Genomic DNA, 26,742 nt, shown 5'->3' on the forward strand with positions numbered 1-26,742 from the left:
CCGGCGGACTTCTTCATTTCGTCAGTTGGTCGATCAATCGTTGCTCGACACACCGGCCGGGCGGACCAGCGTGGTCACGCGGCGGATCGCGACGCGGCGGTTCTGCTGTTCGGCGGCTTCCGTGCGGATCTTCAGGAAGCGCTCGCCGTAACCCTGGACCGACATGTTTTCCGGCGGGATGCCGTAGACTTCGGTGAGCAGGTTGGCGACGGTTTCTGCACGCTGGTCGGAAAGGACGAGGTTCGAACGATCCGAACCAACGGCATCCGTATGGCCTTCGATCAGGAAGACTTCGCCCGGATCATTTTCGAGCAGCTGCTCCATCGCCTGGGCAACCTTGCGCAGGGTACGAGCCTGCTCCAGCGGCACCTCGGCAGAACCCGACGGGAAGGTGATCGTATCGAGGTCGATACGACGGACCTTGTCGCGGATACGGGCCGACGACTTAACTTCGTCGATCGAATAGACGCGCTCTACACGCTCGACCGGCGGGCGTGCGAGGAAGTCGTAGTAGTCACGATCCGGCGACCGCGTCGTGCTGACGATGTAGTCGTCGACCGGAATGGTCAGACGCATCGGCGGCAGAGACAGACCGACGTCGACATACATGGTCGGACGTTCGCCGTCAGCTTCCGGCGAATACATCAGGACATATTCACGACCGCGCGGAGAAATGCGCGAACGGATGATGATGTCGCCATAACGGTTGTAGACCGTCACCAGCTTGCTGCCATCTGCACGTTCGATCGTCTCACGCGTGCGGCCACGCGGCAGCTGCTCGTAATAGGTCTGTTCCGCATCGTAGCGCAGACGCTGACGGTCATCGCCGCGGACAACGATCTGGTTGCCGACATTGATGACCGTGCGGTTGTCGATCTGCTCGACGACACGGATTTCCGTGACCTGATTGACCACGTTGTTCTGCACGATCGTGTTGTTGGTGACGTTATTGGTCACATTGTTCGTGACATTGTTGGTCACCGTGCTGTTCGACACGTTGTTGGTGACGGACGTCGGCACTTCGAAGGTCGGCGCAGCATCAAGCGTCGTGCCCTGCTCAGCAATCGTCGCCTGCATCGTCTGCTGGTCGGCAGCCGTCGTTTCGACTTGAGCTTCAGCATCGGTTTCCGGCGGGGGGGCGACATCTTCCTGGGCACGCAATTCGTTGCGCTGCTCACGCACGCCCTCGCCACCCGTGTTGTCGGCATCCTTGTCGCTGTCTAGGACGGCTGCACCGTTTTCGACCGGCAGAACGACCGTCTCGGACGTCTGGGACGGATCCTCGGCGATGGCTTCCTTCTCTTCGGTCGTGCGGGTGTCGGTGATCTCCTGCACCGGCTGATCGGCCGGCGGCTCTACGGCGGGAACGAGAACCTGCTCACCTTCCGGCTGGGCTTCAGCGGGCGCTTCTTCACCGGTCGCCTGCTCTTCCACGGGCTGCTGGTCGGCCGGCTGTTCAGCCTGATCGGCAGGCACTTCGCCTTCGGTCGTGGGCTGTTCGCCGGCAGCGTCCTGACCGGGACGCAGCTCTTCTTCGGCAGCAGGAGCCTGGTCGTCGGCCTGCTGGGGAGCCGCTTCGTCCTCGGTCGGCGGCTGCTCTTGGGCCGGCTGTTCTTCAGCTGGCTGCTCTTCACCAGGCTGCTCTTCGGCTGGCTGCTGCTCCTCGGTCGGCTCAGTTGCCGGAGCCGGGCATTCAGCTTCGGAGGCTGCCTGCGAACCATCGGCACAGGTCACGGCCTGCGGTTCCTCAACAGGTTGCGCTTCTTCAGCCTGCTGCTGGGCTTCGGCCTCTGCGGCGGCCTGAGCTTCGGCTTCCGCCTGACGCTGAGCTTCCGCTTCTGCAGCGGCCTGTGCTTCCGCTTCAGCGGCTGCCTGTGCCTCTGCCTCGGCAGCGGCCTGAGCTTCTGCCTCAGCCTGACGCTGGGCCTCTGCTTCGGCAGCGGCCTGAGCTTCAGCTTCGGCGGCGGCCTGTGCCTCTGCTTCAGCGGCAGCCTGAGCTTCTGCTTCGGCCTGACGCTGGGCCTCTGCCTCGGCGGCAGCCTGGGCTTCAGCTTCAGCCTGACGCTGAGCTTCAGCTTCGGCGGCGGCCTGAGCCTCTGCTTCAGCCTGACGCTGCGCCTCTGCCTCGGCAGCGGCCTGAGCTTCTGCCTCGGCGGCAGCCTGAGCTTCGGCTTCGGCCTGACGGCGCGCTTCTTCCTCGGCGGCCGCCTGGGCGTCTCGAGCAGCGCACGTCTCGGCATCAGGCGCTTCCGAGCCATCGGTGCAGGTGACGGCCTGGGCCAGCTGGATCAGCTGTTCTTCTGCCTGGCGCGTCTGCGTCTGGCGTTCTGGATGTCCGGTAACAGCCGCCGCGACCGGTTTTGCCAGTACCGCGACAGACAGGACCGGGATTGCCACCGTGTTGAGCAATCTCTTGTTGAACATACCTTGCGTTTCCTTCCCTACGCACAGGCCGGCGACAGTGTCGTCCGGGTCCGTGCTGTTGAATGCGTGCTCGATTGCGCGAACCGAAGCTGTGGCCAAACTAGATTTCTCATAATTAACCGTGGCTGAACGAGTTGGAGCGGCTTTTGCTCCAACAGACAACACCGGATGGAACAAAAAAATGTCTTCAGTGGCCCCTGGCGGATTTAAGGGGGCAAATTTTGTCGATCACGCGGTTTGTTGTTGATTTCGGCTGGGAAACCAGACGAATATTGGGCCCAAGTGTGGTCGACCATACCACACGATCACGGACAGCCGCCTCAAAAGAACAAACGGCGTCCACCCAACAGAGAGGATCTCATGCGTATTCCGACACGTTTTCTGGCCGCAGCATCGATCGCTGCCCTTTCGCTCTTTGCCGGTTCGGCCATGGCGCAGGAAAAGCTGATCATCGGCACCGAAGGCGCCTATCCGCCCTTCAACAACCTTGAAGCCGACGGCTCGCTGTCTGGTTTCGACATCGACATCGCCAAGGCGCTTTGCGAGGAGATGAAGGTCACCTGCGAATTCGTCACCCAGGATTGGGACGGCATCATTCCGGCCCTTCAGGCCAAGAAGTTCGACGCCATCATCGCATCCATGTCGATCACCCCGGAACGCCTGGAGAAGGTCGACTTCTCCAAGAAGTACTACAACACGCCGCCGGCCGTTGCCGTGCCGAAGGATTCGGCGATCACCGACGTGGCTGGCCTCGCAGGCAAGACGATCGGCGCCCAGTCTTCGACTACGCATGCCAACTATGCGGAAAAGCATATGGCGGACAGCGAGCTGAAGCTTTACCCGACCGCTGACGAATACAAGCTCGACCTCGAAGGCGGCCGCGTTGACGCCGTCGTCGACGATATCGTCGTTCTCTCGGAATGGCTGAAGTCGGATGCCGGCGCCTGCTGCAAGATCCTGACGCCGCTCCCGGTCGATGTCGAAATCAACGGTGATGGTGCAGGTATTGCCGTCCGTAAGGGCGAAACCGAGCTTGCTGACAAGTTCACCGCAGCGATCGCCGGCATCCGTGCCAACGGCAAGTACGAAGAAATCAACAAGAAGTATTTCGATTTCGACGTTTACGGCGAGTGATCCTGGGATAGACCGATAAAACCAAGTGGCGGAAGTCGAACACTTCCGCCATTTTGCATTTGAACGGCAACGACATCAAAAAGGCGGGAAAAACCGCCAAGGGGGAATGGCATGGGCGGATTGTCTTCCGCGCTCGGCTCGATCTGGGACTGGATCAGTTACACGTTTGATCCGCTCTGTGGTCCCGTCGGGCTCTTCCGGCTGTTGGCGACCGATACGCTTGTGAGCTGCGGCGACACCGGCTGGGGCGACGAGATCGCTTTCGGCGTCAAGGTGACGATCTCGCTGGCACTTGCGACACTGCCCGTGGGCCTTGCCCTCGGCTTCCTGATTGCGCTGGCGCGCCAGTCGGGTGAATGGAGCCTGCGGGCAGCGACCGGCGTCTACACGACCATCTTTCGCGGGCTGCCCGAACTCCTGACGCTCTTTATCGTCTATTTCGGCTTCCAGATACTCGTCCAGTCCGTCCTGTCCTGGCTCGGCATCGACCAACGCGTCGAGATCAATGCCTTCGTGGCCGGCATGATCGCACTCTCCGTCGTCTTTTCGTCCTATGCCTCGGAAGTTCTGCTGTCGGCGTTCCAGGCCATCCCGCGCGGTCAGTACGAGGCCGGTAGCGCCGTCGGTCTGTCGAAGCGCAAGACCATGTGGCTGATCATCGTGCCCCAGTTGATCCGCATCGCCCTGCCGGGCCTTAGCAATCTCTGGCTGGTGCTCCTCAAGGACACGGCCCTCGTCTCGGTCATCGGTCTTGCCGACATCGTGCGGCAGACCGGCGTGGCGGCGCGCGTCACCAAGGAGGCCTTCATGTTCTACGGGATTGCCTGCCTTCTCTATCTGGTGCTCGCCACCGTCTCCTCGATCGGCCTGAACGCCATCGCACGCTGGGCCAACCGCGCGGAGGCGAGCCGATGACCCACGCATTGGAAATGATACCCGCCCGCCCCGCGCCACCGGTAAAGGCAAGCCGAATCAACCTGGCCCGCGTCGCTGGCTATGGCATCCTCACTCTCTGGGTTCTTCTCGGGCTCGCACTCGTCTGGTACCTCGCATCGAGCTGGGATCCGGCAAAGATCGAACGCTATGGCTGGCGGTACCTGGACGGCCTCGCCACCACCCTGATGCTGACCTTCGGGTCGATCACGCTCGGCGCGCTCCTTTCCGTCCCCGTCACCTTCGCCCGCATGGCACCGAACCCGATCCTGAACACGGTCGCCTATGCCTATGTCTATGTCTTCCGCAGCACGCCGATGCTGTTGCAGATCTTCCTGATCTATTATGGCCTCGGCTCTTTCCGTCCGCAGATCGAAGCGATCGGCCTCTGGTGGTTCTTCCGCGAGGCTTGGTATTGCGCGCTGTTTGCCATGACACTGAACACGGCAGCCTATCAGGCGGAGATCCTGCGCGGTGCGATCAAAAGTGTCCCGCGTGGCCAGACGGAAGGCGCTAAATCCCTCGGCCTGCCCAGGTCGATTACCTTATGGAAGATCATCCTGCCGCAGGCTCTGATCGTCGCTCTTCGTCCCTATGGCAACGAGATCATATTTATGATCAAGGGCTCGGCCGTCGTCGCGGTCGTCACCGTCCTCGATCTGATGGGCCAGACGCGTTATGCCTTCTCGCGCACATTCGACTACCAGACCTATCTCTGGGCGGCGATCTTCTATCTCGCCATCGTCGAGGCGCTGCGCCACACATGGGGTGCGATCGAGGCACGGCTGACCCGTCACTTGAAACGCTGACCATGGGTTGGCGACCCGTTTTGGGTCGCCGTCCGTCTTGATTAGCAGTTCCTTTACCAACAGGTGTTTCCATCACGTCAGGGCCCGCGTCGGTCGCGGCCCCGGTCGGTCGCGGAAGCGATGACACCGCCCGCGTCGATCCGTCTTCCACGAGAACAGGGGGAACGTCGGCACATGAACAGCGAAATGGAACTGATGCTGAAGGGTTACGGGCTGACAACCGCCCAGATCCTCTACCGCCTGCCTGATCATCCTTCCCTGCTGCAGACCTATATCTGGCAGCATTACGATCTGGCTCCTGACTTTCCGGAAATGCGCGGCTTCCTGCGCTTCTGGCAGGATAAGATCGAAGGCCCGCTCCATTCGGTGACTTATGTCCACAAGAAAATGATCGCGGCCAGCGAATGGCGTTCACTGAAGGGCGAGTTCATTCTGCACTGAGGTCAGACATGCACCTCGCCATGGGCAATTTCCCCATCCTTCGGCTCCCGATATAGGATGGAGAAGAGCAGCGCGATATAGAAGGCGCCAACCAGCGCCAGCACGATGCCGCCATGCAGCGGTCCAAGATGGGCGTTCTGGACGATCTGGGAGAGGCTGCTGACAAATTCGGCGGGCGCCTCGTTCTGCTGCAGCTTCGGGCTGGAGATTTTCAGCGCCCAGGCGAGAAGCAGGATAAGATACATCCAGATGTAGTTGCGCCGGATACGACGAAAGAGCGCTTCGCGATAGGCCATCAGGAAGACGGGCCGTCGAAGGCTGGCCGCGATCGCTTCCGCCCAATCGGGCTTCAATTCTGCCTGCGGGCAGAGCGCCTGGGAGAAATAGTGCCGCTCAAGCTGGCGCACCCGTGCCCGGTAGACATCGAAGAAGCGGTAGCGCCGTGCCTCGATGACAAGGAAGACCGACACCAGAAGCATGGCGAACAGCACCACGCCATGATGAGACGACGGCGTCGACAGCGAAACGGACAACAGGCCCGCCACCACCGTCATTGACCAGTTTGTGGTCCGGTCTATCCGGTCGCGCCAGCTCGTCATCCGACCGATCTCACCGCGATAATAGTGGATGATCATGTTGGCCTTCTCGGCCGAACTCGCCGGCAGGGCCGGTGCGAGGCGCGCGGGCTCTGCGCTCTCTAGCGGCAGTATGCCGGCTTTGTCTTGTGCGGTTTGTTCCATGCTTGGCTCCATATCACGAAAACACCAGGAACCGCCGACCGGTTCCCTTTTCATTGCCAAGCCCGGCCCGACCCGCTAGACGACCGGCAAAGGCCTGATGAGCGGCCGACAGAACAGGAGCCTCAAATGGCCAAGATCGACGAAGAAGCCCTGGCAGAAGCCTATAACCGCGCACTCACCCTCGAAAAGGCAGGCGATATCGACGCTGCCGTCAAGGCTTATGAGGAAGTGCTGGCGATCGACCCCGATGACCACGGCGGCGCATCGGTCCGTATTGCAGCACTTGGCCGCGGCGAGGCTCCGCCGAAAGCGCCCGACGCCTATGTCGAAACGCTCTTCGACCAGCACGCCGAAGCCTTCGAGGATATCCTCGTCGAACAGCTCGGCTACACCGTGCCGATGATGGTCCGCCAGCGCCTGCAGTCGCTCGGTCTCGGCCCGTTCAAGCGTCTGCTCGACCTTGGCTGCGGCACCGGCCTCACCGGCGGTGCGCTGCGCGACGTGGTGGACGACATGACCGGTATCGATATCTCCGAAAAGATGGTCGAGATCGCCCATGAAAAGGATCTCTACGAGACCCTCTATGTGGCCGAACTCGAGGATTTCCTCGAGGACAATGACGACGAACCCTTCGACCTCGTGACCGCAACCGACGTGCTGCCCTATCTCGGCGCCCTCGAACCACTGTTCTTTGGTGCCGCCGAGAACATGAGCGACGGCGGGATCTTCGTCTTCTCGTCCGAAACGATGTCGGAAGACGTCATGGCGGGTCGGTCCTTCATCGTCGGCCCGCACCAGCGCTTCGTCCATGCTGAGACATATGTGCGCGAAAGGCTGGCCGCGACAGGCTTCGAAGTGGTCGAGATCACCGACATCAACGTGCGCATGCAGGACGGAAACCCGTCGCCCGGGCATCTCGTCGTGGCGAAAAAAGCCAAAGACTAAACCTGAGGGTGCATTTTCTACCCAGGGCTGCATCAGATTAGTAGCCAAGAAGCGCCCGACCTCTAGGCTTCCCCTGACAAAAGGGGGAAGCCATGCAAACAGAAGTTGCCACAGCGCTTGTCGGAGCGCCATTCTTCACCTGGACGCTCGTTGGCGCGTTCTCCATATCTCTGATCACTGTCTTTGCCTTGATATTCGGACGCTACGAGATCAGGCTCCGGCGCCTGCGCCTCATCAGGGACTACGTAAAGACCTTTCCGGTCGTCGATCAGACAGACGAAGCGACAAGTCCGTCCTTTGAGTTTGTCCGAACCAAATATGCCGCCGATGTGAGAGGCAAAGGCGAGCAGGATCACGCGAGCCCGGATCAGACGGGACGATCTCCGGAAGACATCATCACCGAGATCAATGAGACGATCTCCCAGACGCGGTTTTTCCTCAATCGCGGTGACATGAGATTGCTCGTCGCGGCTCTTCCCTATTCGCTGATAGTGTTCGCTGGGTTCACACTAACCCTTTCAGGCTTTGGATGTCTTGCACCGACCGGGGACTGCCCAAGCATGCCGACCTTCAACCTGCTGACCGTTGGAGGAATGAAATTTGCGGCCGATACCGCCGCAACCGACCTCAGGCAACTAGCAGAAAACGTCCTGACCGTCGCAGCGATCACATTCGTCGGCGCCTACCTGTCGTCTCTGCGCTATCTCGTCCAGGCGCTCGCGGTCTTCGATCTGAACGGCTACACGATGATCCGACAAGCGGCGATGATCGTCATTTCGGTTCTGGCCTCAGCGGCACTCTATCGCGCCTTGCCGGACCTCAGCGCGGTCCAGGAGGTGATCAGCATCGAGAGAACCGCGCCCGTCGCCGAGCTGTCATCCCTCTGGATCCTCCTCGCCTTGGCCTTCGGCCTGCTGCCCGGCAGCGTGCTCCAGTTCATCCTCGTCAAGGTGGGAAGCCAGATCAACTGGATCAAGCAATCCGACAACCGCTTCATCGAGTGGACACGGGTCGTGCCGCTCGATGCGATCGACGGCATCGATTTCCTCACGCGCTTCCGGTTGGAAGAATGCGGCATCTCAGATGTGCAATCACTCGCCACCTACAATCCGATCATGCTGCACATCGAAACACCCTTCGGCATCTACCAGACGGTCGACTGGATCGCCCAAGCCCAACTGTGCTGCGTCGTCGGTCTCGATCGTTTTCTGCTGTTGCGCCAGTTCAACGTCCGCACGATCTTCGATCTGGAACGGGCCCTGAAACAGAACCGTGACACCGACACCACAACGGACGACAAAGCCATCGACGCCTTTGACCGGATCTATGCCGCCGTCCTGCTCGCTCCGACCGGACCGATGAAGCACGTCCAGGAAAAGAGTACGGCGAAATTTCTCATCCCGGGTGCAGACGGACAGATCAAGGAAGTCGATGCGCGGGAATTCAGCATCTGGGCACTGACAACCATCAGTGAAACGCCGGAGATGTCCTCGCGCGCTATCGAGCATCTGATGGACTGGATCGGCGACGACCTCCATGTTCGCCGTCTGCGGCGGTTGTGGAACGAGATTTCGAGCCGTCTGGGACAGATGAGCCTGGAACTCACCCCGGATAATGAAATCGGCAGGAAAACGGCTGCCCCCGACCCTGCCGAATAACAATCGCAGGCCTTTCAAGCCCGGGGAGCTTCGACTATGCATGTCTCATACCGCAAGGCAGGAGAGACGAAATGGCAAAGGTCGCATTCATCGGTTTGGGCGTGATGGGTTTTCCCATGGCAGGACACCTCAAGGTCAAGGGTGGCCACGAGGTGAAGGTCTATAACCGCACGACGGCCAAGGCCGAGGCCTGGGTGGCGAAGTTCGGCGGCAGCCATGGCTTGACCCCGGCTGAGGCCGCAGAGGGCGCAGATTTCGTCTTCACCTGCGTTGGCAATGACGACGACCTGCGTTCGGTCACCACGGGCGAAAACGGCGTGATCGCCGCCATGAAACCGGGCGCGATCCTGATCGACAACACGACCGCTTCCGCCGAGGTCGCACGCGAACTCGCCGAAGCCACGGCGGCCAAAGGCAGCAGCTTTATCGACGCTCCGGTCTCGGGCGGCCAGGCAGGTGCTGAAAACGGTGTGCTCACCGTGATGTGCGGCGGCGAACCGGAAACCTTCGAACGCGCAAAACCCGTGATTGACTCCTTTGCCCGCATGGTCGGTCTGATGGGCCCCGCCGGCGCTGGCCAGTTGACCAAGATGGTCAACCAGATCTGCATTGCAGGCCTCGTCCAGGGCCTGGCCGAGGGCGTGCATTTTGGCAAGAAGGCCGGCCTCGACATCGAAAAGGTGATCGAGGTCATCTCGAAGGGGGCTGCCGGCTCCTGGCAGATGGAAAACCGCCACAAGACCATGAACCAAAGCAAATACGACTTCGGTTTTGCCGTCGACTGGATGCGCAAGGACCTCGACATCGTACTCTCGGAAGCGCGCCGCAACGGTGCGAACCTGCCGGTCACGGCGTTGGTCGATCAGTTCTACGGTGAGGTGCAGAAACTCGGCGGCAACCGCTGGGACACCTCGTCCCTGCTGGCCCGGCTCGAAACAAAATGATCGGCCCCTCCTCCACCGCAGCCGAGATCATCGCATATCTGCGTTCAATGCGGTCGGAGGAGAACATAGCCGGCATGGCGCGCTACGGGATTGTTACCGAGGATGCCCTTGGCATCGGCAATCCCACTATCCGGCAGATCGCCAAGGTGATCGGCCCGGACCAGGCGCGGGCGAAAGACCTCTGGGGATCCGGCATACGGGAAGCCCGCCTGTTGGCGATCTGGACTTTCGTTCCGAAGCTGCTCTCACCGGAAGACATCTGGCGGCTTGCCGACGATTTCAACTCCTGGGAAATCGTCGACGCGGCGGCCGACCTGCTAACCGAGACGCCCGGCTGGCGCAAACTGGTTGAAGACTTCGCCGCCGACGACCGGGAGTTCATCCGCAGAAGCGCCTTCGCCATGATCGCAGGCGCGACTGTTCACAACCGGAATGAGCCGGATGCGACGTTCTTCGAATGGATGCCATTGATTGAGAGGCACGCCACCGATCCTCGCAACTTCGTCAAGAAGGCGGTGAACTGGGCCTTGCGCAACACGGGCAAGCGCAGCCGCGCCTGCCACACGGGCGCGGTCCTTCTAGCTGAAAAACTGGCGGGAATGAGCGATGCCACAGCCCGCTGGATCGGCAAGGATGCCTTGCGGGAACTGCGCGATCCCAAGCGGATCGCGAAGCTCAGGTAATCGCGAGCGCGGTCTATTCTTCGCCGGCTTTGTTATTGTCGAGAACCATGTAGTCGAGCGGCAGCTCGGTCGTGTATTTGATCCGCTCCATGGCAAAGGCCGAAGACACGTCACGGATCTCGATCTTGGCGATCATCCGCTTGTAGAAGGCATCATAGGCCGCGATATCCGGCACGACGACGCGCAGCAGATAATCGACATCGCCGCTCATGCGGTAGAACTCGACCACTTCCGGGAACTCGGACACGACCTCGGAGAACCGCTTCAGCCATTCGATCGAGTGACTGGACGTGCGGATCGAGACGAACACCGTCACCTTAGTGTTGACCTTGGCCGGATCAAGCAATGCCACGCGCCGACGGATGACACCGTCCTCTTCCATCTTCTGGATGCGGCGCCAGCAAGGCGTCGTGGACAACCCGACCTTTTTGGCGAGATCGGCAACGGCCAGCGTCGAATCTTCCTGAAGAATACGGAGAATTTTGCGATCGAGGCGGTCCATGGCAAACCCTATAAAAACTGATTTTTCTTGATATAGCCGATTTAATAAAAATTATGGAAAATCATTTCAAGCTATCAACAAGGAAACCTCTCGTCGCAGCACCGGCAGCACCTCGGCCTCGAACCAGGGGTGACGTTTCAGCCAGGCCGTATTCCGCCAACTGGGATGGGGAAGGGGCAAGACGCGTGGCCCATCGCGATTGGCGAGAAGGAAGTCCCGCCAATGGGTCACCGTCTCGGTCATCGTCTTGCGGCGCAGCCGTCCCAGATGCCAGGCCTGCGCATATTGCCCAATGGCGAGGATGAGCTCGACCTGCGGCATGGCATCCATCACCGTCTGCCGCCAATGCGGCGCACATTCCCGGCGCGGCGGCAGATCGTGTCCGTTCTCGTCGTAGCCGGGAAAACAGAAGCCCATCGGCGCGATCGCCAGTTTGCTGCGATCGTAGAAGGTGTCGCGATCAACGCCTAGCCATTGCCGGAGCCGGTCACCCGACGCGTCGTTGAACGGAATACCCGTCTCATGCACCCGAAGCCCCGGCGCCTGCCCGGCAATCAGCACCCGTGCCGTCGCCGAAAGCCAGGCGACAGGTCTCGGTTCATGCGGCATACGCCGCTCGGGGCCACCGGCCGGACAATCACGACAAATGCGACAGCGGGCGATTGCGCTCGACAAGGCCTCGATCGTCGGTGGCAAGTCACTGCGGGGCATGCCCGGCGGCGAAGGAATGTCAGCGGCCATTCTCTCTTTCGTCCTCAAAACCAATGCGTCAGCCATCGTGACAGTAACGCCTCGACCCAACCCGTGAGTTCCGCTTCCTCGATCTGTCGTTGCCGCCGCCAGTCCGCCGGGCGCTCGAATTCCCCCCGCCAGATCCCCTCGCCTGCCCGTCGGGCCTCAGTCTCACTCGCAAGGTAACGTCCATCGGCAACGACAGACCCGGCCCTCACCAGCAGATCGCCGAGATCGTCGAGGCCCCGCTTGCAGACCACGAGCAACCGGCCGTAACGATCACGGCGCGTGCCGCTGCACTCGAAGCCTCGCCCGGACACGAGCGCAGTCAGGGCACGGCGGGCGTCCTCGCCGCAGGCATAGGGTGACCCATCCGCCGCCTTGCAAATCTGAGAAAGTTCGGGTGCGTCGATCCCCTCGATCCGCAGCCGTTCGCCGTCTGCGCTGAGCGTGTCGCCATCGATCACCGAGAACGAGCCGGAAAAGCGCAGCGCCTGTTCGTTCTCGAGCTTGGCGATAACAAGCAATGCGAGCGCCAGGATGGCGAGCCCTAGAACCAGGTCACGCAGGCGCCGAACGTGTCTCATCACATTTCCACCCACTTCAACAACAGATCGTTTTTACACATGGCAAACAAAACCTTCCAAGACAGGATCTTCTTAAGATTTCGCCGCTAGGGTTTACCAAGGCGCGGAAGACTGCAACGCAATGAGTAACGGCGTAGACACATCGGCGGACAAAAACGTTCTCGACCTGACGCGACACAATCGCAACAGGGCAACGACTCGCGCCGTCCGAACCACCCGCGAACGTCTCCAGACGGGTCCGGGCACCTCCCCCGCCTTCGATGCAGAGATCCTCGCAATGCATGTCGGCGCCTGCCTGCAGGGCGCGGCCGTCATCCCGGTCACGATCCTGATGATCGCCGCCTCCGGCGCCTATTTCACGACGCAGCCGCATTTTCTCATCTGGGGCCTCTTTGCGCTCACGATGCATGCGATCGGCATCCTGATCGTCAGGCGCGCATCCAAGACCGAAATCTCGCCGGAAAACCAGATCAGATGGCGTCGCATCCTGCTGGCCGCGCAGGCTGCCATGGGACTGTCCTGGGCGATCTTCGTCCTGCAGGACTGCGCGACCTGCAATCCGACCGCCTTCACTTTCTACAAGGGTGCCGTGCTGCTGGTGGCCCTTTCCATTACGGCCATGGCCAGCATGCTTTTGCGTCAGGCCGTGCTGTTCGGCTTCCTGCCCACGGTGGTTGCGCTGACCTTCGTGTCGATCACCGGCCGGAATATCCTCGACATCGGCTTGACGGCGGTTTTCACCACAGCGCTGATCTTCTTCATCTACATCACCAACCGACTGCATCAGGCCAATCTCAAACTTCTGTCCTTCCAGACGGAAAAGGACGACCTGATCGCCGAACTGGAAGTCGCCAAGTCCCTGTCCGATGAGGCAAGGCGTCGGGCCGAAGAGGCCAATATGGCAAAGTCGCGCTTCCTCGCCTCCATGTCCCACGAACTGCGCACCCCGCTCAACGCCATCCTCGGCTTTTCCGAAGTCATGGCAACGGAAGTGCTCGGGCCGCTGAACAACCCGCTCTACAAGGAATATGCTGGCGACATCCACCGCTCGGGAAGCCATCTGCTCGAACTGATCAACGAGATCCTCGACCTGTCGCGGATCGAGGCCGGCAAGTATGAACTGAGCGAGGAAAGCGTGTCTCTCCTGGAGGTCGCCGAAGACTGCATCGGCATGATCCAGCTGCGCGCCAAGTCGAAGAACATCCGCATCGACCAGCAGTTCGAAAAGGCACTGCCGTCACTCTGGGCTGACGAAAAGGCTCTGCGCCAGGTGATCCTGAACCTCTTGTCCAATGCGGTTAAATTCACGCCTCAGGGCGGCGAGATCATGGTCAAGGCCGGCTGGACTGCCGGCGGCGGACAATACATCTCGATCAAGGACAATGGCCCGGGCATTCCGGAAAACGAAATCCCCGTCGTCCTCTCCGCCTTCGGTCAGGGCTCGATCGCGATCAAGAGCGCCGAACAGGGCACGGGGCTCGGCCTGCCGATCGTCCAGGCGATCCTCGCCAAGCATGGTGGCGAATTCAAGCTGAAGTCGAAGCTCCGGGAAGGCACGGAAGTCATAGCCATCCTGCCATCGAGCCGGGTGCTCGAAAGCCTGCCGGCAGTCTCGGAAGTCAAAGCCATCGAACCGCGCCGCCGGCAGTTCGCCTGATCAGACGAGAAACAGCCGGCTGATGACGACGTAAGCAGCAAAGGCACCGTTGGCCATGATCAGGCAGAAGACGGCAAAGGATCCGAGATCCTTGGCATTGCGGCCGACTGTCGAGATCTCCGGCGAGATGCGGTCGACCAGTTCCTCGATCGCGGTGTTGAGCGCCTCCACCGAAAACATCAGCATCATCAGAACGACGAAGCCAAGGAATTCAAAGAGGCTCGCACCGACGAGACCGAACACGACCAGACCGCCGACGAACGCCAGAAGCTCGTGCCGGAAGGCCGCTTCCTGGATCAGACGTCGAAATCCCTGAGCCGAATACTGACCGGCGGCAAAGAGATGCGCGATACCGGTCTTCTTCTTGATGACCTGAGAGGCGAGCGGCTCCGCATCGCCGGACTTTGATGTGCGATCACTCATGCGACTTGTTGGATACCCCAGCCTGTTCGAAGGTTGCCATGCCGGAATGGCAGGCCGCCGCTGCCTTCACGATACCGGCAGCGAGTGCCGCACCGGTGCCCTCACCCAGTCGCATACCAAGCGCCAGAAGCGGCGTCTTGCCGAGGCGTTCGATTGCGCGCAGATGCCCAGGCTCGCCCGAGACGTGGCCGATCAGGCAGTGATCGAGCGCGGAAGGATTGGCCGCCTTCAGGATCGAAGCAGCGGCGGTTGCCACATAGCCGTCGATCAGGACCGGGATCTTCTCCATACGAGCTGCGAGGATCGCACCGGCCATTGCCGCGATTTCGCGACCGCCGAGACGCCGCAGCACTTCGAGCGGATCGGACAGATGTTCGCGGTGGAATTCGACCGCCTGCTTGACGGCCGCCACCTTGCGCGCCAGCACGTCGCCCTCCGAGCCAGTGCCCGGACCGACCCAGTCCTCTGCCTCGCCGCCATAGAGCGCCAGGTTGATCGCGGCCGCGATCGTCGTGTTGCCGATACCCATCTCACCGATGCAAAGAAGATCGGTTCCGCCGGCAATCGCCTCCATGCCGAAGGCCATCGTTGCGGCGCAGTCGCGCTCCGACAGTGCCGCTTCGCAGGTGATATCACCCGTCGGATAGTCGAGCGCGAGGTCAAAGATCTTCAGGCCAAGATCATGCGTCACGCAGATCTGGTTGATGGCAGCGCCACCGGCTGCAAAATTCTCGACCATCTGCTGGGTAACTGACGGCGGGAACGGCGTGATGCCATGCTTGGTGACACCATGATTGCCGGCAAAGATCGCGACCAGTGGACGGTTTACCGCGGGCGCGCGACCGCTCCAGGCGGCAAGCCACATGGCAATCTCTTCGAGCCGTCCGAGCGCGCCCGGCGGCTTGGTTAGCTGCTTGTCGCGTTCGCGCGCCGCCACGAGCGCCGCAGTGCTGGGTCCCGGCAGGTCACGCAAGAGCGTGCGGAAATCGTCGAATGGCAGGCCGGTAACGCTCATGGGTCTGGCTTCCTTGTATTCTTCCAGCAAATCAGGCTTTGTGGCCTCTCTCATAGAGACCGGACCCGCGCTGCTCAACTCAAAAAAGCGACGCAGTCGGTCGAGGACAAAACGGAAAGGAACCATGCAGGTCGTCGAGAACCTCGTCACGGAAACGGCGCGTGCCATTTCCTTCCTGAGCCGCCTGCCGGTACCGGATCGCTTCTTTGCAGGGCATGACGGAAGCCTCAGCCGGACGGTCGCCGGATTCCCGCTGGCTGGCCTGATCATCGCCCTGCCCGCAGCCTTGATCATGGCACTCCTGTCGGCCTCCGGTGTCGACCCGGTGCTTGTGGCTCTGATGGGTATCGGGCTGCAGGTCGTGCTGACCGGCGCCCTGCACGAGGACGGCCTGTCAGACACGGCGGACGGGCTGGGAGGTGGTCGCAGCCGCGAGAAGGCGCTGGCGATCATGAAGGATAGCCGCATTGGCACCTATGGTGCGCTGGCGCTCATCCTGTCGATCGCGCTCCGTGTCGCGGCGCTCGCGATCCTGATCGAAACCCTACCACCGCTTGCCATGGCCCTTGCCTGGCTGGCTGCAGCAAACCTCAGCCGAAGCCTGATGGTTTGGCACTGGTCCGCCCTACCCTCGGCGAGGCCTGACGGCGTGGCTGGATCGGCCGGCGCCCCGAATCCGGAGGCGACGCGTATGGCCCTGGTTCTCGGCAGCGTGCTGACAGCAGGCATCGGCCTTCTTACTCTGCCGTTCCACGCGTGGTTTGCCGCCGGCCTGGTTGCGGCTGGTATCGTGGCGACCTTCACGCGCCACTGCCGCAAGCGCATCGACGGACACACCGGCGACACGATCGGCGCCAGTCAACAACTCTGCGAGATCGGCTTCCTCGTGACCCTTGCCATCATTCTCTGAGCGACCGATATAGGAGCGAAACCAAAGGGCTCGCGATGGAATCTCCCTGCATTCTCATCTGTTCGATCGATGACAAGACCGGCTACTGCTTCGGCTGCGGTCGTACACGCGACGAGATCGGCTCGTGGACGAGCTATACCAGCCTCGAGCGGCGATCGATCATGGCTGAACTGCCGACGCGCCTCGAAAACGTCGAGCGCAAGCCCCGCCGCGAGACACGCCGCACGCGCCTGGTACGTGAACGCGAGGGCGGCTGATGCGGTTTGTTGTCGGCATCGCCATTCTCGCGATCGGCCTCGTCATTCTCGTGATGAACCATGACAGCGGCCAGAGCTTTGGCTTGGACAACGAAGCCTTCGGCCGTCTGGTCGTGGCGTTACCAATCCTGCTGATGATCTCGGCCGGCATTCTGGTCGGCCGGCGCAATATGGGCCAGAGCCTGCGCCAGATGGCGATCTGGGTGCTGATCGCTCTCGTCCTCGTCACCGGCTATCTCTATCGCGGCGATTTTCAGAGCGTTGGCGAGCGTGTTCTCGCAGGCCTGATCCCGGGTCGGGCCATTACGGTCACGACACCCGATGGTTCCGCCGAAGTGATCGTGCATAAGGCGCTCGGTGGGCATTTCGAGACCACGGTCGAGATTGGTGCCGTCGCCGTGCCCGTGCTGATCGACACCGGAGCGAGTTCCGTCGCCCTGCGCTACGAAGACGCCATGTTGATGGGCATTGATCCTGGCGAGCTCAGCTTCACCCGCACAGTGCTTACCGCCAACGGTCGCGCCTCCGCAGCCGCCTTGCGCATTCCCGAAATGCGACTAGGCCCCATCGTCCGAACAAACGTCGATGCCGTCGTGCTCGAAGAAGGCCTGCTCGACCAGAGCCTTCTCGGCATGAGTTTCCTCTCGACGCTGAGTTCGATGCAGATGCAAACCGACGAACTCAGGCTGCGCGACTGACGGAAGCCGATCAGGGCCGGAGCTTGTAGCCCGTCTTGAAGATGTAGGCGAGGAAACCGAGGCAGGCGGCGAGGAAGATGCCGATCATGCCCAGGCTGATGAGCGGATGCACATCCGACACCTCGAAGAAGCTCCAGCGGAAGCCGCTCACCAGATAGAGCACCGGATTGAGATGGCTGACGGCCTGCCAGAAGGGCGGCAGCATGTCGATCGAGTAGAAGGTTCCGCCCAGGAAGGTGAGAGGCGGCACGACCAGCGACGGCACGAGGCTCAACTGCTCGAAATTCTTCGCCAGAATACCGATGATGAAGCCGGCGAGGCTGAATGTGATCGATGTCAGTACCATGAAAAACAGCATGAGCGCTGGATGGGCGATTTCGAGATCGACGAAGAACATCGCCGTCGCCAGGATGATGAGGCCGATCATCATGCCCTTCGTGGCGGCAGCCCCGACATAGCCGATCAGGATTTCCGTCATCGCCACCGGCGCCGACAGGATTTCATAGATCGTCCCGGTGAATTTCGGGAAATAGATGCCCGCCGAACCGTTCGACACGCATTGGGTGATCAGCGCCAGCATGATCAGGCCAGGCGTGATGAAAGCGCCATAGGAGACGCCGCCGATCTCTTCCATGCGCGAGCCAACCGCTGCTCCGAAGACGATGAAGTAAAGCGCTGTGGACAGGACGGGCGAGATCACGCTCTGCAGCAGTGTGCGGCGCATCCGTGCCATCTCGTAGACATAGATGGACTTGATCGCTTCGATGTTCATGCAGCCTCTCCGATCAACGAGACAAAAATGTCTTCCAGAGACGTCTGGCGTGTGGAGACATCGCTAAATTTCAGGCCGGCGGCATCAATCGCAGCCAGAAGCCGGGCAATTTCACCGTCTTCGCTACCAAGTTCGTAATCATAGACAAGTTCGCGGCCGTCTTCTCCGAGTGCCAGAGAATAGCCGGCAAGCGCTGCCGGTATCGCCTGGATTGGCTCGGTGAGCACGATCGTCAGTTGCTTGCGCCCAAGCTTACGCATAAGCGCAGTCTTCTCCTCGACCAGCAGCAGCTTGCCACGGTTGATGACGCCCACTCGGTCGGCAATGCCCTGCGCCTCCTCGATGTAGTGAGTGGTGAGGATGATGGTCACGCCCGTCTTGCGAAGGCGTTCGACGAGCTGCCACATGTCCTTGCGCAGCGCCACGTCCACGCCGGCAGTGGGCTCGTCGAGGAAGAGGATGCGCGGCTGATGCGACAGCGCCTTGGCGATCAACACCCGCCGCTTCATGCCACCCGACAATTCGCGAAGCGCATTGTTGCGTTTATCGTAGAGGCTGAGATCCCTAAGGATCTGGTCGATATAGGCGGGATCGGGCTTCTTGCCGTGCAGGCCCCGCGAAAAACTGACGGTGTTGAACACCGTCTCGAACATGTCGGTCGTCAGTTCCTGCGGCACCAGCCCGATCTCGGCCCGGGTCTTGCGAAAGTCCTTCACCACGTCATGCCCCGACACGGTCACCTGCCCGCCGCTGGGATTGGTCATGCCGCAGATGATCGAGATCAGCGTCGTCTTGCCGGCGCCATTGGGACCGAGAAGCGCGAGGATCTCGCCTTCTTCGATGTCGAAACTGACGCTGTCGAGCGCCTTGAAACCGTTGGAATAGGTCTTGGAGAGAGAATTGATGGAAATAATGGGAGCCATTTGACACTCCGGGCTGCGGAAGGTCGCACACATATAGGCCCGCGCCGCCGGCACGACCAGAGCGCAAAGGAATTCAGGTCAGGAAAGCATGGTCTCGGAATAGACACGGTTCCGGCCGTAGCTCTTCGCGAGGTAAAGCAACTGGTCGGCCGCTGCGAGATAATTGCTGAAACTCTCCCGTCCGGCGATTTCCGCAAGCCCGATCGAGATGGTTACGTTGATATCCTGGTCGTCGAGTGCCACCCGCAGGCTCTCGATCTCGCGCCGCAATGTCTCGCAGAGCGCTGATCCCTTTTCGACATCGAGACCCAGCATTAAGACGCTGAATTCCTCGCCGCCGAGCCGGGCCAGAAGGTGGCCGCTGCCGTCGAGCCGACGTGCGAGCTTGGCACCGACCGCCTGCAGAACCCGATCGCCGATTTCATGGCCATAGGTGTCGTTGAGCTTCTTAAAATGGTCAATGTCGAGCATGGCGATGCAGCATGGCTCGTCCCGCTCAAGACGTCCTGCCACTTGCGCCGGCCCCTCGTCGAAAAAGTAGCGACGATTGGGAAGACCTGTCAGATAATCGCTGAACGCGGCCACGCGGAGCTGCCGGAGTTGCGCAAGCGTTTCGATATTGTGCTGGATACGGCACTGCAGCTCCTCGATCACATAAGGTCGATAGACGAAGTCGTTCGCACCTGCCTTGAGGAAGCTTGCCGACAGAAGGCGGTCGGCGGACGAGGAAATGCCGATGATCCGGAGACGGTCGCTGTTGTGATCGCGACGGATTCGTCGCGTCAGTTCGTAGCCATCCATGTCGGGCATGTTGTAATCGGTGATCACGAGCTCGATATGCGGCTGGCGCGTCAGGATATCCATGGCCTGATATCCGGTCGCCGCCTCGTAGACCTGGAATTTCTGCACTCGCAGGAGATCGGCCAGCATGGCCCGGGCCGAAGGCAGGTCATCGACGACGAGCACGCCGACCTGTCGATTGCCAAGGAGGCGCAGGACAGACGATACGACGAGGTCGATCGCGCCTTCATTGTTCTTGACGTGGTAATCGGCCACGCCCTTTTGCAGCAGGCGCTCGCGCAGGTCACGATTGAAGTCGGCAGTGAACACGACCGCCGGAATTCCTTGAGCGATCACGGCATCAAGGATTTCGCCATCCGATGCGCCGGGCAGATTGAGATCGACAACCGCGACGTCGAACGTATCGCCGCCGCGCATCACGTTACGGAAGACGTCTGCCGAGGCGCATTGGGTCACCTGGCAGAAGAAGTCGTTTTCCAATCGGTGACGCATCACCTGGGAGACCGCGCGGGAATCCTCGATGATCAGGACTCGGCCCTGCTCCGCGCGTTTTGAACCCACGACAGTCTGCTTGGTGTCAATCTGATCAGAAAAATACATAAAATATCCGCCGCATTCCCGAAGTCGCTCAAAAAGCGACCTCCTCCCTCGGCAGAACACTAGCGACCTTAATTATAAGTCGCACCTATTTTTTGCGGGCTTGCGCAGCTTTAATCTGAACGAGCGTGTCGAGGTTCTGATTCACGCGGCAGTAGAACTCTTCGTCGATGAACGGACGCAGCATGAAGTCGTTTCCGCCAACCTTCAGGAAGCGCGCCGACAGCAGTCGGTTGGTCGACGACGAGACGCCGATGATTCGCAGTTCATGCGACCCGCGCACCGAACGGATGCGTCGCGTCAGCTCGAAACCATCGATATCGGGCATGTTGTAGTCGGTGACCACGAGGCCGATATCGGAATTGGCCTTCAGGATCTCGATCGCCTTTGCGCCACTCTCCGCGAGGCTGACGCGGAAATTGTAGCGGCGCAGGCGGCTCGACAGAAGGGCGCGTGCGGTCGGGCTGTCGTCGACGATCAGAACGTGATGACGGTGGTTGGTCAGGAAGCGGTAGACCGATTCCGCCAGCATTTCGACGGCAAAGACATTGTCCTTGAGGATATAGTCGACGATGTCCTTGGCGAGAAGCTTCTCGCGCATCTCGTCCTGGAAGGTCCCCGTGAAGACCACGGTCGGGATGTTGCAGTCGATCAGATATTCGAGCGCTTCGCCGTTTTCGGCACCGGGCAGGTTGATGTTCGAGATCGCGAGCTTCACCGGTTCATCCGACAGCTCATTGGCCATTTGCAGATCTTCGAAGGTTCGGCAGATCTCGATGTCGACGCCCATCAGCTCCTTGAGGCGCTGACTGATCATCTGGGTGAAGACATTGGAGTCCTCTCCGAGAACGATCCGAACATCGGGAAAGTTTTCTCCCGAATACTGCATTCCAGAAATACCGAGAACTGCCATGACCAGCCTTCACTGTCTTGTTTATTTGTAAGACATCTAACAAAGGCCCTTTGCGGAAGCGTTAACTCAGGCCCCTGGCCGGCATCAACAATTCCGCATAGTTAAGCATTAAAGAATATCCAGGTATCCTGGCGAGCGATGTCAGAACCGCTCACTTGATGGTGGCGACACCATCCTTGATTTCGACGGTTTCATCGCCGGCAAGCCCGATGCGGTCCCCGTTGGGCAAGGTCAGAAAACAACCGGATGCACAGATCGTGTCGGAGCCCCCGACATCCAGCGAAATTTCGGTTCGAGTGCCTTCCTCGACCACGACGATAACCTCGACGGAGCTGCCGGTATTCAGCACCGAGGCGGCCAAGGTCGGCCCCGCCAACAGGCTGCTAACCACCAAGACAACCAGCTGCGCATAGAACTGCTTCATGCCGATAGCGGAGCCAAAGGCTCCGTCCTCTCAACCGCGCTCGGTACACTCCCGACCGCTCCTGCCCCTCTTGTGCCCCATTTCGCCTGAATGGCGGCTGAATGCGGCGTTCATGGCAGGAGTTTGTCATCATCCGGGTCCGGAGACAATTCCTCCGGGATGTGTGAACGATCATCCGCTCGTGCCTTGCGCCGTATGAGAGCTTGCCGGTCATGCTCCTGAAGGTGCAGCATGACGTCCTGATGCGGGTAAGGCATGACGATGTCGCGGGCACGGAAACGCCTGAGGATCTCGATACGGACTTCATTGCGCACCCGCAGACCGTCAGCAATATCAGCGAGATGAAAGCGAAGTTCGAAATCGAGCGAGGATGCACCGAAACGGAGGAATTCCACATGCGGCTCAGGATTGCGCAGGACGTCGGACCGCTCGTTCACCACAGCCAGGAGCACATCGATCACCTCCTGCGGATCGGCATCATAGGCCACGCTGACCGGCACCTCGGAGCGCTGCATGCGGTTTCGATGGGTCCAGTTGCCGAGCGGCGCATTGATAAGCTCGGAATTCGGCACGATGATCGACTGGCGCCGGAAGGTTTCGATCTCGGTCGCGCGGACCGAGATCCGCTTGACGATGCCTTCATTGACCCCGGTGATCACGTGGTCGCCGACCTTGAAGGGCCGTTCGACCAGCAGGATCAACCCGGAAACGAAGTTTGAAACGATGTTCTGCAGGCCAAAGCCGATACCGAGAGAGAGCGCACCGGCCACGAGCGCCAGGCTCGAGAGATCGATACCGGCTGCGGAAATGCCGATGATGCCGGCAATGCCGGTGCCGAGATAACCGACACCGGTCTTCACCGAATTGCGCACGCCACCGTCGATATGGCTGCGCGCCATGACATTGCCGTCCAGCCACTTCTGGAACCAGCGCGTCACGAAAAGGCCGGCAGCGAACAGAAGGATACCGCCGAGAATGCCGAAGATCGAGATGCGGATCGTGCCGACATTGATCTCGGTAAAGAGGTTGAAGAGCCAGAGCTGCAGATCGCGCGGCTGGAACCCCCAGGACATCAGGATGAGCGGAATGCCGGTCACCAGCGCGAAGGCGTAAATGACCAGACCGGCGCCGATGCCGCTCTGGTCGAGGCCAACAGCCGAGAGACGGAAACGGCGGCCGATGAACCGACCGACCCTGGTTTCCCCGAACTGATTGGGAGCGGAAATCGCCTTGCCGGTCAGGATGCCGATATACATCGTCGCCAGAACCGCGCCCGTGAGAACGATCTGGGTCGCGAGGAAGCGGGCGAGCCCGACATAGCCGATGGCCGCAGCGAGGATCAGGACGGCACCGACGATCCGAAGCGTGATCGATACCGCCCGTGGCCAGGGGCGGCCACGCACCGAAGGATCGCCCGACTCGGCGAGCACCGGGCGCAGGAAAGACATGAGGAAGAGCAACAGGCCGATGACAACCGAGGAGGCAAAGCTACGCATCACGGTCAGCACCACAGGCGAGCTGTAAGTCTCATTCATGACCGAAACGACGTAGTCGAGGCCGTTGACGAGCGCCATCAGGAAGATCGCGATGCTGAGGTCTCGCGCTCCCTTGTTAGAAAGTTTGACCAATCGCCAATGGGGCGCCGCGGGCGCAAGCACCGCTCTCGAAATCGCCATGACGAAGAAGACGAGACCGATCAATGTGAAGACCGACGCAACGATCGGAGCAATGTCGGTTCTCAGCACATTGAACGTGGCGAGCAGGAAATACGTGGAGGCCAGAAAGAAGCTGAGCGCCAGAGATGGCAGGATCGTGGAGAAGAAGGCGACCGAGAAGCGGCTGAGATAGGAGGGGGCTTCGATCGTCAGATCGCGCCTGTTGATCCGTCCGAAGAGACGGTACTCCAGAAAAAGGATCAGCGACGCGAGGGCCATCGACAGGAACACTGCAATGGCCAACTGCAAGGCCTTGAACTTGAAAACGAAGCTCAACCAGCTCGTGATGCTGCGCTGAACCCTCGCCGCATCGGCAGAGAAAGACTGGAGCGCCTCCTCGAGGACACTTCCATTGATATCGGTATGCTCGAGCAACCGGCTGGTAAACAATGATCGACGCGTGTCGGAGATCCGATCGGACAGCGTCTTCGCCTCAATCGACAGATCCTCAGCTTGGCCGGTCAGCGCATTGACTTCCGCCCGCGCGGCATTGAGCCGCGACCTCTCCTCAGCGACGCTCGCGCTTTCGGGCGGCAGTCCCTCGGCGGGCGGCTCGCCCAGTTCCGTCAACCGTCCCTGAATGGCATCGATTCGCGGACGCAAATCGACGGTAATCGCCAGTGCTTCCCGCCCGAGAGCATCGGACTGCACCTTGAGGTCAGCAAGAACGCCGTCTTCCTGGAGGTTTTGCTCGACCTGATCGCGCAGCCCGGTCAGGCGCGTGCGCGCTTCCTCGACGCGCTTCTCGGCGGCGACGATCTGCTCGTCACGTTGCGGCGGCGGCGCGACCGGGGCCCCAGCCGGGGCCACTGTCTCCGGTTGCAGCTGCGGCCCCTCGGGCGCTTCGGACGGGGCCGGCTCAGTCACCGCCGGGGTGGCATCGGTGTCCTGTGCCAGGCTAACGCTTGGCGTAAGCAGGAAAGAAAAACCCGCCGCCAGCAGGCTGAGCGCGAGGGCGAAAGAAATCGAACGGAATCGGATCAAAACGTGGTCCAGTGCGTGGATGAAAGCCGCAGGACAATAGATCCAGTTAAAGGCAAAAGAAAGAAGGGCTTAATGGAAGAACCCGCCGCCCCTGATGGACCGGCGGGCAAAATTCATGCGTCAGACGGCGGCCTGTCGCAAAGCTTCGAAGCGCGCGACCTGATCTTCCAGGAGATTGCGCTCCTTGTCGCGACGGACGAAGACCTTGAACATGGCCTTTCCGTCGGCATTCATGAACCAGACGGAACAAGACCGGCGCCCATGGAAGCCGCGATCGACGAAAGCGATCGAGACACAACGTTCCTTCCGGATGTGACCGCCGATCGGACTATCGCCATGGATGTTGAACCAGCCATGCCCCTCGCTGCCTTCGGGCAGACTGCCCTCGACTTCGAGCACGATGTCTTCGGTGTGGACGATCATCAGGATCTCGCCCCAGGATGTAAGGTCCTTCCAGATCGGCTCCCACTTCTCGGAGGGCACCAACACAGCGGCCCCTTCCGGGAGGATGGCCAGCACGTCGGCAGGCGTGACTTCGGCCTTGGCGGCGATCTGTTCGATCACACCGTCAGGCTTTTCGGCGAGCGCCGCCAGCGCCCGCTCGCGTCTTTCGCCGTGGCTTTGCGTCAACGTGTCCATCTAAGCCTCACGCGGCTTCCGAAGCCGAGCGCTTGCCCGAGCGGTCTTCGTGGATGATGACGTCGAAGCCCTCGAAATGCGGGCCCGAGAGATACTGAACCTTGCTTTCGCCGGCGCGTGCATGGGCGGCGCGGAACTGCTCAGACTTGGTCCAGGCGACGAAATGGCCATGGGTCTCCCACACCGTGTGCGAGGCATACAGCGTGTGGTCTTCCGCCTTCGGACCCTTCAGCATGTGGAATTCGATGTAACCCGGCATTTCGGCCAGTCGGCCTTCGCGGGCCTTCCACTGGTTCTCGAAGGCTTCCTCGAAGCCCGGGACGACGCGAAAACGGTTCATGGCGATGTACATGGGTCTGCTTCCCTCTTTGCAAGACAAGATCTGATCGTCGCGGTTGGGCATGCGCTCGGCTGGCGAGTTTACCTCGAAAACCTGCGTTCTGGAACGACCGCGCTCTGTTGCCTTCCTATTTAAACTTGTGTAGCACAGTCAAGTTAAATGTCGGGGGCTTCCCGCACATGCACATTCTCATTTATCGGCGATCCGGAGACGGCTTTGTGCCTACATCCGGACGCCCGGATCATAGGTTCGAGCACATCAATGTTGTCCCTTCGCCCATCCCGCCGCAAGCTCCTCTCCACTCTCGCCTTCGCCCTTTCCTTGCCGCTCGTTCTGCCTCAGACGGCAGGGGCAAAGGATGCCGAGCGGATCGTGGCGATCGGCGGCACCGTGACGGAGATCATCTATGCGCTCGGCGAGGGTGACAGGGTGGTCGCTGTCGACACGACGAGCCTATATCCGCCGGAGGCAAGCTCCAAGCCTGATATCGGCTATGTCCGCCAGATCTCCGCAGAAGGCGTTCTCTCGCAGAGACCCGATCTGATTATCGCGGAAGCCGGTGCAGGACCGGTCGACTCCATCAACATCCTGAAGGCCAGCGGCCTCAGCTTCGCCAGCATCCCCTCGCCGCCCGACACATCGGCAATTCCGGAAAAGATCCGCGCTGTCGGCCAAGCGATCGGACGGGCGGAAAAGGCAGAAGAACTGGCGAAAACAGTCGAGGCAAGCCTGAAAGCCGTTGAAGACAAGGTGAAGGCCGCAACAGGCCCGAAAAAGAAGGTGCTGTTCGCTCTCTCTCTTGCCAATGGACGCGTCATGGCCGCCGGTAGCGACAGCTCTGCCGATGCGATGATCCGCCTCGCCGGTGGCGAAAACGCCGTATCGACGATCTCCGGCTACAAGCCACTGACCGATGAAGCGGTAATCGCTTCTGCTCCCGACGTCATCCTGGTGATGAGCGGCGGCGCCCAGCATCTGACGGCAGAAAAGGCATTTGAGCTCCCCGCCCTTGCAGCAACCCCGGCCGGCGCGAACAAGGCCTTCCTCACCATGGACGGCCTCTATCTCCTCGGTCTTGGACCGCGTGCTGCCGACGCCGCCCGTGACCTGAACGCCATGCTCTATCCGGAAGGGCAGTAACC

At 60.7% G+C, this 26,742-nt stretch carries 28 protein-coding genes; 13 read left to right on the forward strand and 15 right to left on the reverse strand.

The window, feature by feature from the left end; all coding sequences use genetic code 11:
- Positions 1-33 precede the first annotated feature (33 nt).
- Positions 34-2,424: an OmpA family protein gene (locus BW978_RS20145; RefSeq protein WP_076397615.1), complete on the reverse strand. Its 2,391-nt coding sequence runs from the start codon at positions 2,422-2,424 to the stop codon at positions 34-36.
- A 360-nt stretch (positions 2,425-2,784) separates the two neighbouring features.
- On the opposite strand from BW978_RS20145, the gene BW978_RS20150 reads away from it, so the two are divergent.
- The 4 genes from BW978_RS20150 to BW978_RS20165 all read left to right on the forward strand — a co-directional run bounded on the left by BW978_RS20150 (position 2,785) and on the right by BW978_RS20165 (position 5,741).
- A complete protein-coding gene (locus BW978_RS20150) occupies positions 2,785-3,558 on the forward strand; it encodes an ABC transporter substrate-binding protein (RefSeq protein WP_076397616.1) in 774 nt (257 codons plus the stop codon).
- A gap of 111 nt (positions 3,559-3,669) precedes the next feature.
- A complete protein-coding gene (locus BW978_RS20155) occupies positions 3,670-4,473 on the forward strand; it encodes an ABC transporter permease (protein WP_076397617.1) in 804 nt (267 codons plus the stop codon).
- Positions 4,470-5,300, forward strand: coding sequence for an ABC transporter permease (locus BW978_RS20160; RefSeq protein ID WP_076397618.1), 831 nt, complete (start codon positions 4,470-4,472; stop codon positions 5,298-5,300). Before BW978_RS20155 ends, BW978_RS20160 begins: the two co-directional genes overlap by 4 nt.
- 174 nt (positions 5,301-5,474) lie before the next feature.
- Complete coding sequence (locus BW978_RS20165) at positions 5,475-5,741, forward strand: usg protein (RefSeq protein ID WP_006726048.1); 267 nt, start codon at positions 5,475-5,477, stop codon at positions 5,739-5,741.
- Between the two features lie 2 nt (positions 5,742-5,743).
- Here BW978_RS20165 and BW978_RS20170 read toward each other — a convergent pair whose 3' ends face one another.
- On the reverse strand, positions 5,744-6,376 hold the full coding sequence (locus tag BW978_RS20170) for a DUF2270 domain-containing protein (protein ID WP_244552019.1): 633 nt from the start codon (positions 6,374-6,376) through the stop codon (positions 5,744-5,746).
- Between the two features lie 231 nt (positions 6,377-6,607).
- Here BW978_RS20170 and BW978_RS20175 point away from each other — a divergent pair, with 231 nt between their 5' ends.
- The 4 genes from BW978_RS20175 to BW978_RS20190 all read left to right on the forward strand — a co-directional run bounded on the left by BW978_RS20175 (position 6,608) and on the right by BW978_RS20190 (position 10,711).
- Positions 6,608-7,426 (forward strand): class I SAM-dependent methyltransferase, encoded by an 819-nt coding sequence (locus BW978_RS20175; RefSeq protein WP_076397620.1) that lies wholly within the window; start codon positions 6,608-6,610, stop codon positions 7,424-7,426.
- 92 nt (positions 7,427-7,518) lie between these two features.
- The gene (locus BW978_RS20180; protein ID WP_076397621.1) at positions 7,519-9,084 is read left to right on the forward strand and encodes a hypothetical protein; all 1,566 of its coding nucleotides are present in this window, start codon (positions 7,519-7,521) and stop codon (positions 9,082-9,084) included.
- 71 nt (positions 9,085-9,155) lie between these two features.
- The gene (locus tag BW978_RS20185; RefSeq protein ID WP_076397622.1) at positions 9,156-10,028 is read left to right on the forward strand and encodes an NAD(P)-dependent oxidoreductase; all 873 of its coding nucleotides are present in this window, start codon (positions 9,156-9,158) and stop codon (positions 10,026-10,028) included.
- The gene (locus BW978_RS20190) at positions 10,025-10,711 is read left to right on the forward strand and encodes a DNA alkylation repair protein (RefSeq protein WP_076397623.1); all 687 of its coding nucleotides are present in this window, start codon (positions 10,025-10,027) and stop codon (positions 10,709-10,711) included. Before BW978_RS20185 ends, BW978_RS20190 begins: the two co-directional genes overlap by 4 nt.
- 13 nt (positions 10,712-10,724) lie before the next feature.
- On the opposite strand, the gene BW978_RS20195 is transcribed toward BW978_RS20190, so the two are convergent.
- The 3 genes from BW978_RS20195 to BW978_RS20205 form a co-directional block, all read right to left on the reverse strand.
- Positions 10,725-11,213, reverse strand: a complete 489-nt coding sequence (locus BW978_RS20195; protein ID WP_054151055.1) for an Lrp/AsnC family transcriptional regulator — start codon at positions 11,211-11,213, stop codon at positions 10,725-10,727.
- Between the two features lie 66 nt (positions 11,214-11,279).
- Complete coding sequence (locus tag BW978_RS20200) at positions 11,280-11,924, reverse strand: uracil-DNA glycosylase family protein (protein ID WP_076397664.1); 645 nt, start codon at positions 11,922-11,924, stop codon at positions 11,280-11,282.
- Positions 11,925-11,968: 44 nt separating this feature from the next.
- On the reverse strand, positions 11,969-12,532 hold the full coding sequence (locus BW978_RS20205) for a thermonuclease family protein (RefSeq protein WP_076397624.1): 564 nt from the start codon (positions 12,530-12,532) through the stop codon (positions 11,969-11,971).
- Between the two features lie 121 nt (positions 12,533-12,653).
- Here BW978_RS20205 and BW978_RS20210 point away from each other — a divergent pair, with 121 nt between their 5' ends.
- Positions 12,654-14,189, forward strand: a complete 1,536-nt coding sequence (locus BW978_RS20210; protein WP_076397625.1) for a sensor histidine kinase — start codon at positions 12,654-12,656, stop codon at positions 14,187-14,189.
- Here BW978_RS20210 and BW978_RS20215 read toward each other — a convergent pair whose 3' ends face one another.
- On the reverse strand, positions 14,190-14,612 hold the full coding sequence (locus BW978_RS20215; protein WP_076397626.1) for a diacylglycerol kinase: 423 nt from the start codon (positions 14,610-14,612) through the stop codon (positions 14,190-14,192). It lies immediately after the preceding gene.
- The gene (gene cobT / locus BW978_RS20220; protein WP_069041187.1) at positions 14,605-15,627 is read right to left on the reverse strand and encodes a nicotinate-nucleotide--dimethylbenzimidazole phosphoribosyltransferase; all 1,023 of its coding nucleotides are present in this window, start codon (positions 15,625-15,627) and stop codon (positions 14,605-14,607) included. The genes BW978_RS20215 and cobT overlap by 8 nt, the downstream gene beginning before the upstream one ends.
- Positions 15,628-15,751: 124 nt before the next feature.
- Here cobT and BW978_RS20225 point away from each other — a divergent pair, with 124 nt between their 5' ends.
- Genes BW978_RS20225 through BW978_RS20235 form a run of 3 tightly spaced genes read left to right on the forward strand, consistent with a single transcriptional unit; the run spans position 15,752 to position 17,492 of the window.
- Complete coding sequence (locus tag BW978_RS20225) at positions 15,752-16,537, forward strand: adenosylcobinamide-GDP ribazoletransferase (protein ID WP_076397627.1); 786 nt, start codon at positions 15,752-15,754, stop codon at positions 16,535-16,537.
- A 35-nt stretch (positions 16,538-16,572) separates the two neighbouring features.
- Complete coding sequence (locus BW978_RS20230; RefSeq protein WP_076397628.1) at positions 16,573-16,794, forward strand: DUF1289 domain-containing protein; 222 nt, start codon at positions 16,573-16,575, stop codon at positions 16,792-16,794.
- Entirely contained in the window at positions 16,791-17,492 is a 702-nt protein-coding gene (locus BW978_RS20235) for a TIGR02281 family clan AA aspartic protease (protein WP_076397629.1), read from the forward strand. The genes BW978_RS20230 and BW978_RS20235 overlap by 4 nt, the downstream gene beginning before the upstream one ends.
- A 10-nt stretch (positions 17,493-17,502) precedes the next feature.
- On the opposite strand, the gene BW978_RS20240 is transcribed toward BW978_RS20235, so the two are convergent.
- The 8 genes from BW978_RS20240 to BW978_RS20275 all read right to left on the reverse strand — a co-directional run bounded on the left by BW978_RS20240 (position 17,503) and on the right by BW978_RS20275 (position 25,612).
- Positions 17,503-18,264, reverse strand: a complete 762-nt coding sequence (locus BW978_RS20240) for an ABC transporter permease (protein ID WP_076397630.1) — start codon at positions 18,262-18,264, stop codon at positions 17,503-17,505.
- A complete protein-coding gene (locus BW978_RS20245; RefSeq protein ID WP_076397631.1) occupies positions 18,261-19,187 on the reverse strand; it encodes an ABC transporter ATP-binding protein in 927 nt (308 codons plus the stop codon). Before BW978_RS20245 ends, BW978_RS20240 begins: the two co-directional genes overlap by 4 nt.
- 78 nt (positions 19,188-19,265) lie before the next feature.
- Positions 19,266-20,588 (reverse strand): response regulator, encoded by a 1,323-nt coding sequence (locus BW978_RS20250; RefSeq protein ID WP_076397632.1) that lies wholly within the window; start codon positions 20,586-20,588, stop codon positions 19,266-19,268.
- 85 nt (positions 20,589-20,673) lie between these two features.
- Positions 20,674-21,498: a response regulator gene (locus tag BW978_RS20255; RefSeq protein WP_076397633.1), complete on the reverse strand. Its 825-nt coding sequence runs from the start codon at positions 21,496-21,498 to the stop codon at positions 20,674-20,676.
- 151 nt (positions 21,499-21,649) lie between these two features.
- Positions 21,650-21,922, reverse strand: a complete 273-nt coding sequence (locus BW978_RS20260; protein WP_076397634.1) for a hypothetical protein — start codon at positions 21,920-21,922, stop codon at positions 21,650-21,652.
- A gap of 110 nt (positions 21,923-22,032) precedes the next feature.
- Positions 22,033-24,621 carry a mechanosensitive ion channel family protein gene (locus BW978_RS20265; RefSeq protein ID WP_076397635.1) on the reverse strand — a complete coding sequence of 863 codons (2,589 nt, stop codon included), beginning with the start codon at positions 24,619-24,621 and terminating at the stop codon, positions 22,033-22,035.
- Between the two features lie 120 nt (positions 24,622-24,741).
- Positions 24,742-25,260, reverse strand: a complete 519-nt coding sequence (hutX, locus tag BW978_RS20270; RefSeq protein ID WP_076397636.1) for a heme utilization cystosolic carrier protein HutX — start codon at positions 25,258-25,260, stop codon at positions 24,742-24,744.
- Positions 25,261-25,267: 7 nt separating this feature from the next.
- Entirely contained in the window at positions 25,268-25,612 is a 345-nt protein-coding gene (locus BW978_RS20275; protein ID WP_054151069.1) for a heme-degrading protein HmuQ, read from the reverse strand.
- 249 nt (positions 25,613-25,861) lie between these two features.
- Here BW978_RS20275 and BW978_RS20280 point away from each other — a divergent pair, with 249 nt between their 5' ends.
- Positions 25,862-26,740 (forward strand): heme/hemin ABC transporter substrate-binding protein, encoded by an 879-nt coding sequence (locus BW978_RS20280; RefSeq protein WP_076397637.1) that lies wholly within the window; start codon positions 25,862-25,864, stop codon positions 26,738-26,740.
- Positions 26,741-26,742: the final 2 nt, after the last annotated feature.

The organism is Rhizobium sp. RU33A, from assembly GCF_900156055.1.
GTDB lineage: Bacteria > Pseudomonadota > Alphaproteobacteria > Rhizobiales > Rhizobiaceae > Allorhizobium.

Bases quoted from the DNA above. Each gene is read 5' to 3' on its own strand.
- BW978_RS20245 (WP_076397631.1), bottom strand. From the start codon at position 19,187: ATGGCTCCCATTATTTCCATCAATTCTCTCTCCAAGACCTATTCCAAC.
- BW978_RS20155 (WP_076397617.1), top strand. From the start codon at position 3,670: ATGGGCGGATTGTCTTCCGCGCTCGGCTCGATCTGGGACTGGATCAGT.
- BW978_RS20240 (WP_076397630.1), bottom strand. From the start codon at position 18,264: ATGAACATCGAAGCGATCAAGTCCATCTATGTCTACGAGATGGCACGG.
- BW978_RS20260 (WP_076397634.1), bottom strand. From the start codon at position 21,922: ATGAAGCAGTTCTATGCGCAGCTGGTTGTCTTGGTGGTTAGCAGCCTG.
- BW978_RS20180 (WP_076397621.1), top strand. From the start codon at position 7,519: ATGCAAACAGAAGTTGCCACAGCGCTTGTCGGAGCGCCATTCTTCACC.
- BW978_RS20190 (WP_076397623.1), top strand. From the start codon at position 10,025: ATGATCGGCCCCTCCTCCACCGCAGCCGAGATCATCGCATATCTGCGT.
- BW978_RS20175 (WP_076397620.1), top strand. From the start codon at position 6,608: ATGGCCAAGATCGACGAAGAAGCCCTGGCAGAAGCCTATAACCGCGCA.
- BW978_RS20145 (WP_076397615.1), bottom strand. From the start codon at position 2,424: ATGTTCAACAAGAGATTGCTCAACACGGTGGCAATCCCGGTCCTGTCT.
- BW978_RS20205 (WP_076397624.1), bottom strand. From the start codon at position 12,532: ATGAGACACGTTCGGCGCCTGCGTGACCTGGTTCTAGGGCTCGCCATC.
- hutX (WP_076397636.1), bottom strand. From the start codon at position 25,260: ATGGACACGTTGACGCAAAGCCACGGCGAAAGACGCGAGCGGGCGCTG.
- BW978_RS20195 (WP_054151055.1), bottom strand. From the start codon at position 11,213: ATGGACCGCCTCGATCGCAAAATTCTCCGTATTCTTCAGGAAGATTCG.
- BW978_RS20200 (WP_076397664.1), bottom strand. From the start codon at position 11,924: ATGCCCCGCAGTGACTTGCCACCGACGATCGAGGCCTTGTCGAGCGCA.
- BW978_RS20150 (WP_076397616.1), top strand. From the start codon at position 2,785: ATGCGTATTCCGACACGTTTTCTGGCCGCAGCATCGATCGCTGCCCTT.
- BW978_RS20160 (WP_076397618.1), top strand. From the start codon at position 4,470: ATGACCCACGCATTGGAAATGATACCCGCCCGCCCCGCGCCACCGGTA.
- BW978_RS20250 (WP_076397632.1), bottom strand. From the start codon at position 20,588: ATGTATTTTTCTGATCAGATTGACACCAAGCAGACTGTCGTGGGTTCA.
- BW978_RS20170 (WP_244552019.1), bottom strand. From the start codon at position 6,376: ATGATCATCCACTATTATCGCGGTGAGATCGGTCGGATGACGAGCTGG.
- BW978_RS20275 (WP_054151069.1), bottom strand. From the start codon at position 25,612: ATGTACATCGCCATGAACCGTTTTCGCGTCGTCCCGGGCTTCGAGGAA.
- BW978_RS20230 (WP_076397628.1), top strand. From the start codon at position 16,573: ATGGAATCTCCCTGCATTCTCATCTGTTCGATCGATGACAAGACCGGC.
- BW978_RS20255 (WP_076397633.1), bottom strand. From the start codon at position 21,498: ATGGCAGTTCTCGGTATTTCTGGAATGCAGTATTCGGGAGAAAACTTT.
- BW978_RS20215 (WP_076397626.1), bottom strand. From the start codon at position 14,612: ATGAGTGATCGCACATCAAAGTCCGGCGATGCGGAGCCGCTCGCCTCT.
- BW978_RS20185 (WP_076397622.1), top strand. From the start codon at position 9,156: ATGGCAAAGGTCGCATTCATCGGTTTGGGCGTGATGGGTTTTCCCATG.
- BW978_RS20280 (WP_076397637.1), top strand. From the start codon at position 25,862: ATGTTGTCCCTTCGCCCATCCCGCCGCAAGCTCCTCTCCACTCTCGCC.
- BW978_RS20225 (WP_076397627.1), top strand. From the start codon at position 15,752: ATGCAGGTCGTCGAGAACCTCGTCACGGAAACGGCGCGTGCCATTTCC.
- cobT (WP_069041187.1), bottom strand. From the start codon at position 15,627: ATGAGCGTTACCGGCCTGCCATTCGACGATTTCCGCACGCTCTTGCGT.
- BW978_RS20210 (WP_076397625.1), top strand. From the start codon at position 12,654: ATGAGTAACGGCGTAGACACATCGGCGGACAAAAACGTTCTCGACCTG.
- BW978_RS20165 (WP_006726048.1), top strand. From the start codon at position 5,475: ATGAACAGCGAAATGGAACTGATGCTGAAGGGTTACGGGCTGACAACC.